Source organism: Segeticoccus sp. (genome assembly GCF_035708005.1).
Map to the genome: position 1 here is coordinate 1 of NZ_DASSTI010000043.1, position 16,315 is coordinate 16,315.

Annotated in this window: 15 protein-coding genes; all 15 read left to right on the forward strand. The window is 72.7% G+C overall.

Features of this window, described 5'->3' with window-relative positions:
- Window positions 1-46: 46 nt before the first annotated feature.
- The 15 genes from ftsW (at window position 47) to VFL99_RS05155 (ending at window position 16,261) form a co-directional block, all read left to right on the forward strand.
- Entirely contained in the window at window positions 47-1,306 is a 1,260-nt protein-coding gene (gene ftsW / locus VFL99_RS05085; protein WP_325105251.1) for a putative lipid II flippase FtsW, read from the forward strand.
- Window positions 1,303-2,397 carry a UDP-N-acetylglucosamine--N-acetylmuramyl-(pentapeptide) pyrophosphoryl-undecaprenol N-acetylglucosamine transferase gene (locus tag VFL99_RS05090; RefSeq protein WP_325105252.1) on the forward strand — a complete coding sequence of 365 codons (1,095 nt, stop codon included), beginning with the start codon at window positions 1,303-1,305 and terminating at the stop codon, window positions 2,395-2,397. Before ftsW ends, VFL99_RS05090 begins: the two co-directional genes overlap by 4 nt.
- Window positions 2,394-3,815, forward strand: a complete 1,422-nt coding sequence (gene murC / locus VFL99_RS05095) for a UDP-N-acetylmuramate--L-alanine ligase (RefSeq protein WP_325105253.1) — start codon at window positions 2,394-2,396, stop codon at window positions 3,813-3,815. The genes VFL99_RS05090 and murC overlap by 4 nt, the downstream gene beginning before the upstream one ends.
- A 2-nt stretch (window positions 3,816-3,817) precedes the next feature.
- Window positions 3,818-4,549, forward strand: coding sequence for a cell division protein FtsQ/DivIB (locus VFL99_RS05100; RefSeq protein ID WP_325105298.1), 732 nt, complete (start codon window positions 3,818-3,820; stop codon window positions 4,547-4,549).
- Window positions 4,550-4,788: 239 nt separating this feature from the next.
- Complete coding sequence (gene ftsZ / locus VFL99_RS05105; protein ID WP_325105254.1) at window positions 4,789-6,054, forward strand: cell division protein FtsZ; 1,266 nt, start codon at window positions 4,789-4,791, stop codon at window positions 6,052-6,054.
- Between the two features lie 13 nt (window positions 6,055-6,067).
- Window positions 6,068-6,823 (forward strand): purine nucleoside phosphorylase YfiH/LACC1 family protein, encoded by a 756-nt coding sequence (locus tag VFL99_RS05110; RefSeq protein WP_325105255.1) that lies wholly within the window; start codon window positions 6,068-6,070, stop codon window positions 6,821-6,823.
- Window positions 6,820-7,527 (forward strand): YggS family pyridoxal phosphate-dependent enzyme, encoded by a 708-nt coding sequence (locus VFL99_RS05115; RefSeq protein WP_325105256.1) that lies wholly within the window; start codon window positions 6,820-6,822, stop codon window positions 7,525-7,527. Before VFL99_RS05110 ends, VFL99_RS05115 begins: the two co-directional genes overlap by 4 nt.
- A gap of 61 nt (window positions 7,528-7,588) precedes the next feature.
- Window positions 7,589-8,068, forward strand: a complete 480-nt coding sequence (locus tag VFL99_RS05120) for a cell division protein SepF (RefSeq protein ID WP_325105257.1) — start codon at window positions 7,589-7,591, stop codon at window positions 8,066-8,068.
- A 6-nt stretch (window positions 8,069-8,074) separates the two neighbouring features.
- On the forward strand, window positions 8,075-8,374 hold the full coding sequence (locus VFL99_RS05125; protein WP_325105258.1) for a YggT family protein: 300 nt from the start codon (window positions 8,075-8,077) through the stop codon (window positions 8,372-8,374).
- A gap of 70 nt (window positions 8,375-8,444) precedes the next feature.
- Complete coding sequence (locus VFL99_RS05130) at window positions 8,445-9,206, forward strand: DivIVA domain-containing protein (RefSeq protein WP_325105259.1); 762 nt, start codon at window positions 8,445-8,447, stop codon at window positions 9,204-9,206.
- Between the two features lie 273 nt (window positions 9,207-9,479).
- On the forward strand, window positions 9,480-12,704 hold the full coding sequence (gene ileS / locus VFL99_RS05135) for an isoleucine--tRNA ligase (protein ID WP_325105260.1): 3,225 nt from the start codon (window positions 9,480-9,482) through the stop codon (window positions 12,702-12,704).
- Between the two features lie 142 nt (window positions 12,705-12,846).
- Window positions 12,847-13,977 carry a TraR/DksA family transcriptional regulator gene (locus tag VFL99_RS05140; RefSeq protein ID WP_325105261.1) on the forward strand — a complete coding sequence of 377 codons (1,131 nt, stop codon included), beginning with the start codon at window positions 12,847-12,849 and terminating at the stop codon, window positions 13,975-13,977.
- Complete coding sequence (gene lspA, locus VFL99_RS05145) at window positions 13,950-14,519, forward strand: signal peptidase II (protein WP_325105262.1); 570 nt, start codon at window positions 13,950-13,952, stop codon at window positions 14,517-14,519. Before VFL99_RS05140 ends, lspA begins: the two co-directional genes overlap by 28 nt.
- 4 nt (window positions 14,520-14,523) lie before the next feature.
- Entirely contained in the window at window positions 14,524-15,462 is a 939-nt protein-coding gene (locus VFL99_RS05150) for an RluA family pseudouridine synthase (RefSeq protein WP_325105263.1), read from the forward strand.
- Window positions 15,449-16,261 (forward strand): GNAT family N-acetyltransferase, encoded by an 813-nt coding sequence (locus tag VFL99_RS05155; protein ID WP_325105264.1) that lies wholly within the window; start codon window positions 15,449-15,451, stop codon window positions 16,259-16,261. The genes VFL99_RS05150 and VFL99_RS05155 overlap by 14 nt, the downstream gene beginning before the upstream one ends.
- The last annotated feature ends 54 nt before the right edge of the window (window positions 16,262-16,315 follow it).

The following is a 16,315-nucleotide window of genomic DNA, read 5'->3' on the forward strand; positions in this document are numbered from 1 at the left end:
CGGGCGCGCGAGGAGTAGTGCCGGCCAGGCAACGTCAGGAGGGTCCGTGAGCGTCAGCACCGAGGCACGGACCCGGAGCGGCCCCCGCGCTGCGTCGACCGGGTTCGGGGCGTGGCTGGCCTCGGCACGCCGCACCATGGAGCGCCCGCTGACGCCCTACTACGTGCTGCTCGGCGCCTCCGGCCTGCTGCTCGCCATCGGTCTGATCATGGTGCTCAGCGCCTCGAGCGTGGACGCCTACAAGGCCTACGGCAGCAGCTACTACTGGGTGATCCGACAGGCGATCTGGGTCGGCATCGCGATCCCGCTCGCCTGGCTGGCCACCCGCCTGCCCAAGCGCCTCATCCGCCTCGCCTCCTGGCCGACGCTGGTGGCGTCGGTCGTCATGCTCGCGCTGACCCAGGTTCCCGGGCTCGGCGTGGCGGTCAACGGCAACCAGAACTGGCTGGCCCTGGGCCCCTTCCAGCTGCAGCCGTCGGAGCTGGCGAAGTTCGCCCTGGTGCTGTGGTGCGCCGACGTCTACGCGCGCAAGGACCGGCTGCTCGACTCCTGGCGCCACATGCTGCTGCCGGTCGTCCCGGTGATCGGCCTGATCGCGGTGCTCGTGCTCGCCGGGGGCGACCTCGGCACCGCCCTGGTGATCTTCGCGATCGCGCTGGGCATGCTCTGGGTCGTCGGCGTGCCGGTGCGGCTCTTCGTCGCCGCGGTGAGCGTGGTCAGCGTCGCCGCCCTCTTCCTCGCCGCCAGCAGCCCGGAGCGGCTCACCCGCATCACCTCCTTCGTCAACCCCTTCAAGGACTTCCAGGGCTCCGGCTGGCAGGCCGCCCACGGGCTGCTGGGCATGGCCAGCGGCGGCGTCCTCGGGAAGGGCATCGGCGCGAGCCAGCAGAAGTGGGGCAACCTGCCCTACCCCCACACCGACTTCATCTTCGCCGTCCTCGGCGAGGAGCTGGGCCTCGTCGGCACGCTGCTCGTCCTGGTGCTGTTCCTGGCCATCACCTGGGCCGGGCTGCGGGTGGCCATGACCACGCAGGACCTCTTCGTGCGCTATGCCTCGGCAGGCGTCATCCTGTGGCTGATGGCCCACGTCATGATCAACATCGGCATGGTGCTCGCGCTCCTCCCGGTCATCGGCATCCCGCTGCCACTGGTCTCCTATGGCGGCTCCTCGCTGGTGCCCGAGCTCGTGGCACTCGGACTCGTCATCGGCTTCGCCCGCTCCGAGCCGGCGGCCGCGGACGCCCTGCGCGACCGCAGGCGCGGCCGCGCCACCGGTGTCAACGCGCGCACGGGACGGGGTCGATGACCCGGGTCCTCCTCGCCGGTGGCGGCTCCGCCGGGCACACCTCGCCGCTGCTGGCCACCGCCGACGCGCTGCGTCGCCTCCGGCCGGACGTCGAGATCACCGCCCTGGGGACCGCCCGCGGGCTCGAGACGCGGGTGGTGCCCGCCGCGGGCTATCCCCTGGAGCTGGTGCCCCCGGTGCCGCTGCCGCGTCGTCCGGGCGCGGAGCTGCTGCGGACCCCCGGCCGGCTGGCCGGTGCGTTCCGCGCGACGCTCGCGGTGCTCGACCGGGTCCGCCCCGACGTGGTGGTCGGCTTCGGCGGCTACGTGTCGGTCCCGGCCTACCTCGCCGGTCGGCGGCGCGGCCTGCCGCTGGTCGTGCACGAGGGCAACGCCCTGCCCGGCATCGCCAACAAGGTCGGGGCCCGGCTGACCCGTCACGTGGCCACCAGCTTCCCGGGCACCCGGCTGCCGCACGCCCGCTACCTCGGACTGCCGGTGCGCCGGATGATCTCGACGCTCGACCGCGGGGCGCTGCGGGCCGAGGGCCGGGCGGCCTTCGGCCTCGACCCGCAGCTGCCCACGCTGCTCGTCACCGGGGGGTCCCAGGGCGCGCGGCGGCTCAACGAGTCGGTCGCCGCGGCCGCCGAGGCGTTCGCGGCGGCCCAGGTCCAGGTCCTGCACGTCGTGGGACCGACCGGTCAGGCCGTGCCGCAGCGGGGCCAGGGCGGGCCGCCGTACGTCGTGGTCGACTATGTCGACCGGATGGACCTCGCCTACGCCGCCGCCGACGCGGTGCTGTGCCGGGCCGGCAGCAACACCGTCACCGAGGTCTCCGGGGTGGGCCTGCCCGCCGTCTACGTGCCGCTGCCCCACGGCAACGGCGAGCAGGCGCTCAACGCCCGACCGGTCATCGACGCCGGTGGTGGGCTGCTGGTCGCCGACGCGGACCTCACCCCGGCCTGGGTGGGCTCCCACGTGCCTGCGCTGCTGCGCGACGCGGCGCGGCTCGCCGCGATGTCGCGAGCGGCCACCGCCGTCGTGCCGCTGGACGCCGACGAGAAGCTCGCCGCGATGGTCCTCGAGGCAGCCGGGCAGGGGGTGCCGGGATGAGGGTCCCCGTGCCGCCGGTCCTGCTGCCCGCCGAGGAGCTCGGCCGGGTCCACTTCGTCGGCATCGGCGGGGCCGGACTGTCCGGCATCGCCCGCATCATGCTGGCCCGCGGGATCGGCGTCTCCGGCAGCGACGCGCACGACTCGGCGGTGCTGGACGCGCTGCGCGCGCTCGGCGCCACCTGCTACGCCGGGCACGACGCCGCCCACGTGCGCGGCGCCGACACAGTGGTGGTCTCCACCGCGGTGCGCGCGGACAACCCCGAGGTGCTCGAGGCCACCCGGCTCGGCCTGCGCCTGCTCCCCAGGTCGGCCGCGCTGGAGTCGGTGATGCAGGGACGGCGGGTGCTCGCGGTCGCCGGCACCCACGGCAAGACGACCACCACCTCGCTGCTCACCGTCGCCCTGCAGCACTGCGGCGCCGACCCCTCCTTCGCCATCGGCGGCGAGCTCACCGGCGCCGGCGTCAACGCCCACGACGGCAGCGGGGAGCTCTTCGTCGCCGAGGCCGACGAGAGCGACGGCGCCTTCCTCGTCTACTCGCCCGTGGTGGCCCTGGTCACCAACGTCGAGGCCGACCACCTCGACAACTACGGCACCGAGGAGGCCTACCGCGCCGCGTTCGACGGCTTCCTCGGCCGCATCAGGCCGGGCGGCCTCCTCGTCGCCTGCGTCGACGACCCCGGGGCCGCGGCGCTCGCCCGCACGGCGATGGCCCGCGGGATCGACGTGGTCACCGTGGGGGAGAGTCCCGAGGCCGCCCTGCGCGCCGAGGAGCTGCGGCTGCACGGCGGCCGGTCGTCGTGCACGGTCACCGAGGGCGGCCGTGCGCTGGGCACCCTGGAGCTGCAGCTGCCCGGCCGCCACTACCTGCTCGACGCCCTCGTCGCGCTCGCGTGCGGCCTGCGGCTGGGCTTCGGCTTCGCCGACCTGACCGCAGGGCTCGGCGGCTACACCGGCACCCGGCGACGCATGGAGGCCAAGGGCGAGGCGGCCGGGGTGCGCGTCTTCGACAGCTACGCCCACCACCCCCGGGAGATCGCCGGCGACCTCGAGGCCGCGCGCGCCCTCGCGGGCGACGGCCGGGTCGTGGTCGCCTTCCAGCCCCACATGGTCTCCCGCACCCGGATCTTCGCCACCGAGATGGGCCGCGCGCTGGGCGCCGCCGACGAGGTGGTGGTGATGGACGTCTACGTCGCCCGTGAGGAGCCCGACCCGGCGGTGACCGGCGCGCTGGTCGCCGACGCCGTCCCGCTGCCGCCCGAGCACGTCGTCTACGAGCCGTCCTGGCCGGCGACCGCGGCCCACCTGGTCGCCCGCGCCCGGCCGGGGGACCTCGTGCTCACCCTGGGGGCCGGTGACGTCACCCTGCTCGGGCCCGAGGTCCTGGCCATGCTCCGCGAGCGGGAGCGATCGTGACCATGACCCGGGAGGACACCGTCAGGCTCGCGCGCGAGGACTTCCGCAAGCGCCGGCGCTCGCGGTGGCTGCGCCGGCTGCGGCCGTGGCTGCTGCTCCTGGTGGTGCTGGGGGTGCTGGCCACCTGCTGCTACGCGGTGTTCTTCTCCTCCTGGCTGGCCGCCCGGCAGGTGCGGGTCGCGGGGCTCGACGGGCTCTCCCGGTCGCGGGTGGTGGCCACGGCACGAGTGCCGCTGGGTACGCCGCTGGCGCGGGTCGACCTCGGCGCCGTGCGCGCCCGCGTGGCGCGGATCCCCTCGGTGCGCGCCGTGGACGTGTCGCGCAGCTGGCCGCACACCGTCCGCATCGCCGTCACCGAGCGGGTCCCGGTGGCCGTGATCGACCGAGGCCACGGCCTGCAGGCGCTCGATCGCGCCGGCGTCACCTTCGGCCACTTCTCCCACCCACCGGCCGGCCTGCCGCTCGTGCGGAGCTCCTCCGGAGCGCGTGCCGACGCGCTGGCCGAGGCGGGCAAGGTGGCCGCCTCGCTGCCGCCGGAGGTGCTGCGGCGGGTGGACCACGTCGACGTGGCCACGGTGGACCGCATCGAGCTGCGCCTCCACGACGGCCGGACCGTGATGTGGGGGAGTGCCGCGCAGTCGGCGGCCAAGGCCGAGGTGCTCGACGTCCTACTGCGCCGCCGCCACGTGCAGCTGATCGACGTCAGCGTGCCCGGGCGGCCGACCACCCGCTGACGAGGGGCGCCCGGCGGGGCCGATCCTCCCGGGCGATCTCCTTCTTTCGGTGCTCGTGGGCGTGTCGGCAGCGATCTGCCGCGGGGCTTGCCTACGTTGTTCTCACAACCTCAGGTTGACATAACATTAACCCTCTACTTCAGGGTTAGGGTTCTTCAACCGGAGGGGCTTCCCCGCAGGACAGCAGCGCACGTCCGCAGCACCAGACCAGGCAACCAACCCAGCGAGAGGCACCCGCCGTGGCAGCACCACAGAACTACCTGGCCGTCATCAAGGTCGTGGGCATCGGTGGAGGCGGCGTCAACGCCGTCAACCGGATGATCGAGGTCGGCCTCAAGGGCGTCGAGTTCATCGCCATCAACACCGACGCCCAGGCGCTCCTGATGAGCGACGCCGACGTCAAGCTCGACATCGGACGCGAGCTCACGCGCGGGCTGGGGGCCGGCGCGAACCCCGACGTGGGCTGCAAGGCGGCCGAGGACCACGCCGACGAGATCGAGGAGGTGCTCAAGGGCGCCGACATGGTCTTCGTCACCGCCGGCGAGGGTGGTGGCACCGGCACCGGCGGCGCTCCGGTCGTGGCCAAGATCGCCCGTTCGCTCGGCGCGCTCACCATCGGTGTGGTCACCCGCCCGTTCGCCTTCGAGGGGCGCCGCCGGGCCGGCTCGGCCGAGGACGGCATCTCCACGCTGCGCGAGGAGGTCGACACCCTCATCGTGATCCCGAACGACAAGCTGCTGTCGATCTCCGACCGCAATGTCTCCATGCTCGACGCCTTCAAGCAGGCCGACCAGGTGCTCCTGCAGGGCGTCTCGGGCATCACCGACCTGATCACCACCCCGGGCCTGATCAACCTCGACTTCGCCGACGTCAAGTCGGTGATGTCCAACGCCGGCTCGGCGCTGATGGGCATCGGCTCCGCGCGCGGCGAGAACCGCGCCGTCGAGGCGGCCGAGCTCGCGGTCTCCAGCCCGCTGCTGGAGGAGTCGATCGACGGCGCCCAGGGCGTGCTGCTCTCCATCGCGGGGGGCTCCGACCTCGGCCTGTTCGAGATAAACGAGGCCGCCGCGATGGTCGCCGACGCCGTGCACAACGAGGCCAACATCATCTTCGGCGCCACCATCGACGACGCGCTCGGCGACGAGGTGCGGGTCACCGTGATCGCCGCCGGCTTCGAGGGCGGTCGCCCCAAGCGCCGGGACGAGGGCACCGGCATGCGGCGCAACGCGGCGGCCACCCCGCAGCAGAGCCAGGAGGAGACCCGGGCGGCGGCCCGGGCGGTCGCCGAGCAGCGCCGCAGCGAGCCCTCGGCCCCGGTCCGCGAGCCCGTCCCGGTGGGCGCCCAGCGTCCGTCGTCCCAGCAGGGTCACCAGTCCGGCCAGCAGTCCGGCCAGCAGCAGGGCCACCAGCCGGGCCAGCAGGGCCACCAGCCGGCGCAGCCCCCGCGGCAGCAGCGCAAGGTGGACTTCGACGACGACCTCGACGTCCCCGACTTCCTCAAGTAGGCACCCGGCGCTGGTGTACGCCTTCCGTGCGACCGTCGGCCCCGTCGACCTGGCCTTCACCGACCGGTACGACGGGGTCAGCGGCGTCCCCTTCGACTCCCTGGACCTCGCCCTCGAGGGTCGTGGTGACTCCGCCGAGCGGGCGCAGAACCTGCAGATCGTGCTGCGCGACTTCGCCCCGGACGTCGCCGCCCTGCCCGACGCGGCGCGGCGCACGCCGGCGATGCGCCAGGTGCACGGCGCTGCCGTCCGGGTGGTGCGCGAGGTGGCGGACGACGGACCCGGCTCGGAGGTGCCCGAGGCCGACGCCATGGTCACGGCGCTGCCCGACGTGGTGCTGCTCGTGCGGGCCGCCGACTGCGTGCCGGTCGTGCTCGCCGACCCCGACGCCGGCGTCGTCGGAGTGGCCCACGCCGGCCGCCGGGGTGTGGAAGGCGGCGTCGTCCCCTCCGCGGTCGAGCAGATGCGCGACCTCGGTGCCCGCGAGCTGACCGCCTGGATCGGTCCGCACATCTGCGGGGCCTGCTACGAGGTGCCCGCCGCGATGCAGGCCGAGGTGGCTGCCGTGGTGCCCGAGACGGCCAGCACGACCAGCTGGGGCACGCCGGCCCTCGACCTCGGCGCGGGCGTGCGTGCCCAGCTGGTCGCGGCCGGTGCCACCGTCCGCGACGTCTCCCGCTGCACCCGCGAGGACGCCGGCCTCTACTCCTACCGCCGCGACGGTGAGCGGGCCGGTCGGCTCGCCGGCCTGGTGCGGGTGCGGCGATGAGCGCGCCGGCGGCCGACCGGCGCCAGGAGCTCGCCGCCAACCTCGCCGCCGTCCGGGAGCGGATCGCCGGTGCCTGCGCCGCCGCAGGGCGCGACCCCGCGGAGGTCACGCTGGTGGTGGTGACCAAGTTCTTCCCGGCCGACGACGTGCGGCTGCTGGCCGACCTCGGCGTGCGGCACGTCGGGGAGAACCGCCACCAGGAGGCGGAGGCGAAGGTCGCGGCGTGCGCCGACCTGCCGCTGGAGTGGCACTTCATCGGCACGTTGCAGAGCAACAAGGCCGCCGCCGTCGCCGGCTACGCCGACGTGGTGGAGTCCGTCGACCGGGCCAAGCTGCTCTCGGGCCTCGCCCGGGGGGCTCACGAGCGCGGACGACCCCTGGACTGCCTGGTGCAGGTCAGCCTCGACGACGCCGCCGGGCGCGGGGGCGCCCCGGTGGACGAGGTGGTGCCGTTGGCCGGGCGACTGCGGGAGACGGAGGGGCTCCGGCTGCGCGGCGTGATGGCGGTCGCTCCGCTCGGCGCCCCGCCGCTGCCCGCCTTCGAGCGGCTGCAGGAGGTGGCGGCCGCCGTACGCTCCCTCGACCCGGGGGCGAGCTGGATCTCCGCGGGGATGAGCGCCGACCTGGAGGACGCCGTGCGCTGCGGTGCGACACACGTGCGCATCGGCTCGGCGGTGCTCGGTCCGAGGCCCGTGATCAAGTAGTGTCCGAAACCGTGAAGGAGTGCTCGATGAGAGCCCAACGACGAGCAGGGGAAGAGACATCATGAGCGGCGCGATGCGGAAGATGGGCGTCTACCTCGGTCTGCTCGAGGACGCGGACGGCGAGTACGCCGACGCCGACGTGGACTACGACGAGCCTGCCCGCCGGCCGGAGGCCGAGCCGGCCCGCCCGATCGCCAACCTGTCCGAGCGGCGCCGTCCGGCCAGTGCCCCCGCCCCGCGTCCCGCTCCCGCGGTGGCGCCGCTGTCGCGGATCACCACGCTGCACCCGCGCACCTACAACGAGGCCCGGGTGGTGGGGGAGAACTTCCGCGACGGGGTCCCGGTCATCATGAACCTCTCCGAGATGGACGACGGCGACGCCAAGCGGCTCGTCGACTTCGCCGCCGGGCTGGTCTTCTCCGTGCGTGGCACCATCGAGCGTGTGACCAACAAGGTGTTCCTGCTCTCGCCGCCCAACGTGACCGTCGGCGCGGAGGAGAAGCAGCGCATCGCCGAAGGTGGCTTCTTCAACCAGAGCTGAGTTCTCGTGAACCCTGTCGGCCAGGTCATCGAGCTGGTCCTGTGGATCTTCATCGTGCTGCTCCTGGTCCGGTTCGTCGTCGACTGGATCCAGGTGTTCGCCCGGTCGTGGACCCCCAAGGGACCGCTGCTGGTCGTCCTCGAGGCCGTCTACACGGTCACCGACCCGCCGATCAAGGCCTTCCGCAAGATCCTGCCTCCCCTCCGGCTCGGGGGCATGATGCTCGACCTGAGCTTCCTCGCGGTGATGCTGGTGTGCTACCTGCTGCTCTACCTCAACCGGATGATCTGGGCCTCGATCGGCTGACGCGCGGACCACGGGCTATTGTTCAATCCGCACATCTGACAAGTCTTCTCAATCAGGGATGGGTGAGGTCATGCCGCTGACGCCTGAGGACGTGAGCAACAAGCGCTTTACGCCCGTGCGGCTCCGCGAGGGGTACGACATGGGCGAGGTCGACCAGTTCCTCGACGAGGTGGAGTCCGAGCTCGAGCGCCTCTACGCCGAGAACGACGACCTGCGCAGCAAGCTCGCGGCGGCCCAGCAGGGCGGCGCACCCGCACCCGCGGCACCCGAGCCGGTGGTCGAGAAGGCTCCGGAGAAGGCCCCGGAGCCCGCCCCGCAGGCGCCCGCTGCCGCGGCGGCACCGGCGACCCAGGAGATCAGGGTCACCACGGTCGGCGAGGCCTCGAGCGCGGCTGCGCGCCTGCTCGAGATGGCCACCCACAACGCCGACCAGCTCGTGGCGGAGGCCAAGGACGAGGCCGACAAGATCGTCGGCGCCGCCCGCACCAAGGCCGAGCGCCTCGAGACCGAGAGCAAGACCCGGGCGGACCGGATGGAGTCCGACGCCCGCACGCGCGCCCAGATGCTCGACTCCGAGACCGAGGCCCGGCGCAAGGAGCTCTTCGGAGACCTCGACAAGGAGAAGGAGCGCCTCGACACCGACATCGAGAACCTGCGGGCCTTCGAGCGCGAGTACCGCTCCCGCCTGAAGAGCTACTTCACCCAGCAGCTCGAGGCCCTCGAGACCGGCGGCGACCTCTCCTCGGGGCAGCCCGGCGAGACCGCGGCCGCCGGACCCAAGCGACTGAAGTCGATCCTCGGTGAGGGCGAGGACAGCCAGGCCCGCAGCTGAGACGGGCTGAACCCGCACGACACCCGCCCTCGGGGGCGGGTATCGTTGCGCACACCGGCGTTCGAGCCGTCATCAGCGGCGAGCCTCCGGAAGAACAGCCGAGGTGGGCACCCCACCGAGGCCCAGTAGAACCGGACGGGTAGGCCCGTCACAGCCGTCAACGAGCGGTCGTGTCCTCCGGGACGCGACAAGCGGGGTGGTACCGCGGCAGTCCTGCCGTCCTCGCGGAGTGGGCAAGCCATCGCACCGCCGTACCCCCGCAGGAGCCAAGCCGTGACCTACCCCAAGGCCTCCACCGACCCCGAGCAGTCCTCGGTGCCGCCCTCTCCCCGCTTCCCCGAGCTCGAGGAGCGGGTGCTGGAGTACTGGGCCAAGGACGACACCTTCCGGGCGAGCGTGGAGCAGCGCCCGGCGGGCGAGGACGGCGCCAACGAGTTCGTCTTCTACGACGGCCCCCCGTTCGCCAACGGGCTGCCGCACTACGGCCACCTGCTCACCGGCTACGTCAAGGACCTGATCCCGCGCTACCAGACGATGCGCGGACACCGGGTGGAGCGGCGGTTCGGCTGGGACACCCACGGTCTCCCGGCCGAGCTCGAGGCGATGGCGCAGCTGGGCATCAAGACCAAGGACGAGATCCTCGACCTCGGCATCGAGGCGTTCAACGCCAAGTGCCGCGAGTCGGTGCTGAAGTACACCGACGAGTGGCGCGACTACGTCACCCGCCAGGCCCGCTGGGTGGACTTCGACCACGACTACAAGACGCTCAACCCGGACTACATGGAGAGCGTCATCTGGGCCTTCAAGCAGCTCTACGACAAGGGCCTGGTCTACGAGGGCTTCCGGGTGCTGCCCTACTGCTGGAACGACCAGACGCCGCTGTCCAACCACGAGCTGCGGATGGACGAGGACGTCTACCAGGTCCGTCAGGACCCCGCGGTCACGGTGGGGGTGCGCCTGGAGACCGGCGAGCTCGCGCTCGTCTGGACCACGACGCCGTGGACCCTGCCGGCCAACCTGCTGGTGATGGTCGGCGAGGACATCGACTACGTGGTCGTCGAGAAGGACGACGAGCGCTACGTGATCGCCGAGGCGCGGCTGTCGTCGTACGCCCGCGAGCTCGGGGAGGACCCGGTCGTCGTCGAGCGGCTCACCGGCAGCGACCTCGTCGGCCGCCGCTACACCCCGCCCTTCGGCTACTACGCCGGTCACGAGCGCGCCTTCCGCGTGGTCGCCGCCGACTTCGTCACCACCACCGACGGCACCGGCCTGGTCCACACCGCGGGTGCCTTCGGTGAGGACGACCAGGTGGTCACCGAGCGCGAGGGCGTGGAGTCGGTGATGCCGGTCGGACCCGACGGGCGGTTCACCGCGCCGGTGCAGGAGTACGCCGGGATGCTGGTCTTCGACGCCAACCTGGCCATCATCGAGGACCTCAAGCAGGCCACCCGGACGCCCGACGCCCAGGTCGCCTCGGTCAGCCCGGGCACCGTGCTGCTGCGCCGGGAGAGCTACGACCACTCCTACCCGCACTGCTGGCGCTGCCGTCAGCCGCTGATCTACAAGGGCGTCTCGTCCTGGTTCGTCCAGGTCACGGCCATCAAGGACCGGATGCTCGCGCTCAACGAGCAGATCCGCTGGGTGCCCGAGCACATCCAGCACGGCCAGTTCGGCAAGTGGCTGGAGAACGCCCGGGACTGGTCGATCTCGCGCAACCGCTTCTGGGGGTCACCGATCCCGGTGTGGAGGTCCGACGACCCCGCCTACCCCCGCATCGACGTCTACGGCTCCTTCGAGGAGCTCGAGCGCGACTTCGGTGTGCCGGTCACCGACCTGCACCGGCCCGCGATCGACCGGCTGACCCGGCCCAACCCCGACGACCCGACCGGCAGGTCGACCATGCGCCGGGTCGAGGACGTCCTCGACGTCTGGTTCGACTCCGGATCGATGAGCTTCGCCCAGGTGCACTACCCGTTCGAGAACGCCGACTGGTTCGAGCACCACTTCCCGGGTGACTTCATCGTCGAGTACATCGGCCAGACCCGCGGGTGGTTCTACACCCTGCACATCCTCGCCTCGGCGCTCTTCGACCGGCCCGCCTTCTCGACCTGCGTCAGCCACGGCATCGTCCTGGGCAGCGACGGGCAGAAGATGAGCAAGTCGCTGCGCAACTACCCCGACGTGCGCGAGGTCTTCGACCGCGACGGGGCCGACGCGATGCGCTGGTTCCTCATGCAGAGCCCGATCCTGCGTGGCGGCAACCTCATCGTCACCGAGCAGGGCATCCGCGACGGCGTCCGCCAGGTGATCATCCCGCTGTGGAACACGTGGTACTTCTTCAGCCTCTACGCCAACGCCATGGCCGACGGCTCGGGGTACGACGCCACCTTCCGCACCGACTCCACCGACGTGCTCGACCGCTACATCCTCGCCAAGACGCGGCAGTACGTCACCGCGATGACCGACCAGCTCGACAACTACGAGGTGGCGAACGCGTGCGACTCGACGCGCGCCTTCCTCGACGTGCTCACCAACTGGTACGTCCGCCGCTCGCGGGAGCGCTTCTGGGCCACCGGCGGCGGCGACGAGGGGGCGGCGCGCGAGGCCTTCGACACGCTGGCCACCGTGCTGGAGGTGCTCTGCCGGGCCACCGCCCCGCTGCTGCCGCTGACCACCGAGGAGATCTGGCGTGGGCTCACCGGCGGGCGGTCGGTGCACCTGGCCGACTGGCCCGCGGCGGACGCGCTGCCGGCGGACGACGCGCTGGTCACCGCGATGGACCAGGTGCGGGACGTCTGCTCGGCCGCGTCGGCGCTGCGCAAGGCGGGACAGCTGCGCACCCGACTGCCGCTGCGCGAGCTCACCGTCGTCCTGCCCGGCGCCGCGGGTCTCGAGCCGCTGGTCGATCTCGTCGCCTCGGAGGTGAACGTCAAGCAGGTCCGGCTGGTCGACATCGACGACCCCGAGGCCGCCCGCTTCGGGGTGACCCAGCGGCTGACCGTCAATGCCCGCGCGGCCGGTCCCCGGCTCGGCAAGGACGTCCAGGCGGCCATCCGGGGCGCCAAGGGCGGTGACTGGTCGGTGGGCGACGACGGGATCGTGGTGGCCGGGGGGCATGCCCTCCTCGAGGGCGAGTACACCCTCGAAACCGTCGCCGGGGACAGCGCCGGCGGCACCACCGCCACCGGGATGCTGCCGGGCAGTGGCTTCGTGGTGCTCGACACCGAGGTGACTCCCGAGCTGGCCGCGGAGGGGCTGGCCCGCGACGTGGTCCGGGCCGTGCAGCAGGCGCGCCGCGACGCCGGGCTCGACGTGAGCGACCGGATCAGCCTGGTCCTCGGCTGCTCGGCCGCCGTGGCCGGCGCCGTCCGGGCGCACGAGGAGCTCGTGACCGGGGAGACCCTGGCGCTCGCGGTCGAGCTGGCCGACGACGCCGGGGGTGAGCCTGTGGAGCTCGCCGACGGCGAGCGGGTGACCCTGCGGGTGAGCCGGGCCTGAGACGGCTGTCGGGAGGAGTTCTGCGAGCTTCTGCCGGCGCGCCGGAGGAGCAGGTTGAGTCCGGTAGGCCTTGGTTCTATCCTCGCGCCACCTGACCATGACGTCGGTCATCGGTCGAGAACCGGAATTGGGGACCCTGGCCATGGCAACCTCGAGTCGACGCTCCCTCGTGAGCCGGGCGGGAGCCGCCGCCCGCAAGGTGGTCGCGCGCAAGCCGTCCCAGGCCTCCGCCGCCAGCAAGACCACGGGCAAGACCACCACGAAGGGGAGCACGAGCGCGACGAAGCCGGCCAGCTCCCCGAAGAAGGCCGCCAAGGCGCCGGCGACGAAGGCCTCCGCGGCCAAGGCGTCCGCGGCCAAGGCGTCCGCGGCCAAGGCGTCCGCGGCCAAGGCGTCCGCGACCAAGGCGTCCGCGACCAAGGCGTCCGCGACCAATGCGTCGACGAAGGCAGCGGCGAAGAAGACCCCGACGAAGAAGGCCCCGGCCACCAAGACAGCCGCGAAGAAGGCCCCCGCGAAGAAGGCCCCCGCGAAGAAGGCCCCCGCGAAGAAGGCCCCCGCGAAGCAGGCCCCCGCGAAGAAGGCCCCCGCGAAGAAGGCCCCCGCGAAGCAGCCGGCCGCCGCGAAGAAGTCGACGGACAAGAAGGCGACGGAGCAGAAGACGGCCACGAAGAAGACGGCCGCGAAGAAGCCAGCCGAGAAGTCGGTGTCGAAGAAGACGACGCAGAAGGCCGCGGCGAAGGGGCCGGCGAAGGGGCCGGCGAAGGAGGCGGCCGTGAAGAAGGCGCCGGTCAAGAAGGCGCCCGCGAAGAAGGCGCCCGTGAAGAAGGCGGCCGCGGCGACCAAGACCTCGGCCAAGGCCGTCACCAAGGCGCCGGTGGAGCAGCTCGTCGTCCGCGAGGAGGAGGAGCCCTGGACCAAGGCGGAGCTCGCCGAGGTGCAGGCGCAGCTGCAGGCCGACGTCACCCGGCTCACCGACGAGCTGGAGCTCGCCGAGGAGGACCTGGCCGGGCTGATGCGCAGCTCCGGCGAGGGCGCCGGCAACGACCAGGCCGACGTCGGGGCGGCGTCGTTCGAGCGTGACCAGGAGCTCACCATCGCCAACAACGCGCGCGACATGCTGATGCAGTCCCGGCACGCCCTCGACCGGATCGCCGACGGCAGCTATGGGATCTGCGAGGTCTGCGGAGGGCCGATCGGCAAGAACCGGTTGATGGTTTTCCCGCGTGCGACAATGTGCCTGTCATGCAAGCAGCGCGAGGAGCGTCGCTGACCAGCGACCGCACGGATCCCGGGTGCAGCACCCCGCCGGCTCGCCGGGCCTCCCGCGCTTCGTCGCTCACCCTGGTCGGCCTGCTCGCCGCCGCCGGGCTGGCCCTGGACCAGTGGACCAAGCACCTGGCGGTGCAGCACCTCGCCGACCACGGGATCTCGCTCGCGGGCGGTCTGCTGCGGCTGACGCTCGCCCGCAACCCCGGGGCCGCCTTCAGCACCGGCACGTCCTACACGCCGGTGATCAGCCTGATCGCGATCGCGGCGACGGTCGTGGTCTGCGTCGTGGCACTGCGTACCCGCAACCGCACCTGGGCCGTGGCGCTGGGACTGCTGCTGGCCGGTGTGCTCGGCAACCTTGTCGACCGGCTCGCCCGTGAGCCGGGCCCGTTGCGCGGACACGTCGTGGACTTCCTGGAGCTGCCCCACTGGCCGGTCTTCAACGTGGCCGACATCTGCATCAACATCGCCGCCCTGCTGATCCTGGTGCAGGTCGTCCGCGGCGTCCGCCTGGACGGGTCACGCCACCACGAGGAGCGCTGAGCCGGTGGCAGCAGGGGAGGATCACCGCAGCCTGCCGGTGCCCGAGAGCCTCGCGGGGGAGCGCGTCGACGTGGGGCTGGCCCGGCTCTTCGGCATCTCCCGCAGCCGGGGTGCCGAGCTGCTGCGGCAGGGCGACGTGCTGGTCGACGGCGCACCGGCCGGCAAGTCCGAGCGTCTCGTCCCGGGCTCGGTCATCGAGGTCACCATCCCGGCGGAGACGTCCCGGCTGGAGGTGGTGCCCGAGGTCGTGGACGGGATCGGGATCATCCACGACGACGAGGCGATCGTGGTGATCGACAAGCCGGTCGGCGTCGCCGTACACCCCTCCATGGGCTGGACCGGGCCGACCGTGGTCGGGCACCTGCGCGGCGCCGGCTTCCGGGTCGCGACCAGTGGTGCACCCGAGCGCCAGGGCATCGTGCAGCGGCTGGACGTGGGCACGTCCGGGGTGATGGTGATCGCCAAGAGCGAGCACGCCTACTCCGTGCTCAAGGACGCCTTCCGACAGCGCACCGTGGACAAGACCTACCACGCCCTCGTGCAGGGCCATCCGGACCCGCTGGCCGGCACCATCGACGCGCCGATCGGCCGGCACGTCCGGTCGGACTGGAAGTTCACCGTCCGGGAGGACGGCAAGCACAGCGTCACCCACTACGACACCCTCGAGGCGCACCGGTTCGCCAGCCTGCTCGAGGTCCACCTCGAGACGGGCCGGACCCACCAGATCCGGGTGCACATGGCCGCGCTGAAGCACCCCTGCGTCGGTGACCTCACCTACGGCGCGGACCCGACCCTCGCGCAGCGTCTCGGCCTGGAGCGACAGTGGCTGCACGCGGTGCGGCTCGGCTTCGAGCACCCGACGACGGGGGAGTACGTCGAGTACGAGTCCCCCTACCCGGCCGACCTCGCGCACGCCCTGGGGATCATCCGTGAGTCCGACTGAGAGGTCGGCGGCAGAACCGGCTCAGGAACCGACGGGGGACGTCGACCTGGTGGTGCGCCCGGCGACCCCCGACGACGCCGTCGAGCTCGCCGAGCTCTATCTGGCCACGCGCCGGGCCGCGGAGCCGGGGATGCCCCCGCAGGTGCACACGGCCGACGAGGTGCGCGCCTACCACCGGCGGGTCGTGGCCGAGGACGAGGTGTGGGTGGCGGCCGGGTCCGACGGCAGCCTGCTCGGCTACCTCGTGCTCCAGCAGGCCTGGCTGCACTCGCTCTACGTCGGGCCGGACCACCAGGGCACGGGCATCGGGTCGGTGCTGCTCGACCTGGCCAAGCAGCACCGGCCGGAGGGCTTCTCGCTCTGGGTCTTCGCGAGCAACGCCCCGGCCCGCGGGTTCTACCGCCGGCACGGGCTGGTCGAGCTCGAGCACACCGACGGCTCGGCCAACGAGGAGCGTTCTCCCGACGTGCGGATGGCCTGGCCGGGGATCGAGCCGATGGCCTTCCTGCGGGGGCAGATCCACGCCGTGGACGACGAGCTCGCCGTACTCCTGGCGCGCCGCCAGGCGCTGACCGCCGCGGTCCAGGGGCACAAGGGCCGGGCCGGGGACAGGGCCGGGCACGCCGGGCGGGACCCGGAGCGCGAGCGGGCGATCGCCGAGCGGATGGCCCGCCACGCCCCGGGCCTCGGGGTCGACGGGATCGGGCGGGTCGTGGACGCGGTGATCTCGGTCTCCCTGGACGCCTGGGAGAAACGCCGGGACACGTCCGCGGGCGGACCCGGGCCCGAAGTAGGCTGAGGCCTCTTCCCCCGCGCATGTCGGTGCCCCGTGCTGTCATGGGCGCTGTCAACG

Coding starts and splice junctions, on each gene's coding strand:
- VFL99_RS05090 (WP_325105252.1), top strand. CDS start 1,303: ATGACCCGGGTCCTCCTCGCCGGTGGCGGCTCCGCCGGGCACACCTCG.
- murC (WP_325105253.1), top strand. CDS start 2,394: ATGAGGGTCCCCGTGCCGCCGGTCCTGCTGCCCGCCGAGGAGCTCGGC.
- VFL99_RS05100 (WP_325105298.1), top strand. CDS start 3,818: ATGACCCGGGAGGACACCGTCAGGCTCGCGCGCGAGGACTTCCGCAAG.
- VFL99_RS05115 (WP_325105256.1), top strand. CDS start 6,820: ATGAGCGCGCCGGCGGCCGACCGGCGCCAGGAGCTCGCCGCCAACCTC.
- VFL99_RS05120 (WP_325105257.1), top strand. CDS start 7,589: ATGAGCGGCGCGATGCGGAAGATGGGCGTCTACCTCGGTCTGCTCGAG.
- VFL99_RS05130 (WP_325105259.1), top strand. CDS start 8,445: ATGCCGCTGACGCCTGAGGACGTGAGCAACAAGCGCTTTACGCCCGTG.
- VFL99_RS05140 (WP_325105261.1), top strand. CDS start 12,847: ATGGCAACCTCGAGTCGACGCTCCCTCGTGAGCCGGGCGGGAGCCGCC.
- lspA (WP_325105262.1), top strand. CDS start 13,950: ATGCAAGCAGCGCGAGGAGCGTCGCTGACCAGCGACCGCACGGATCCC.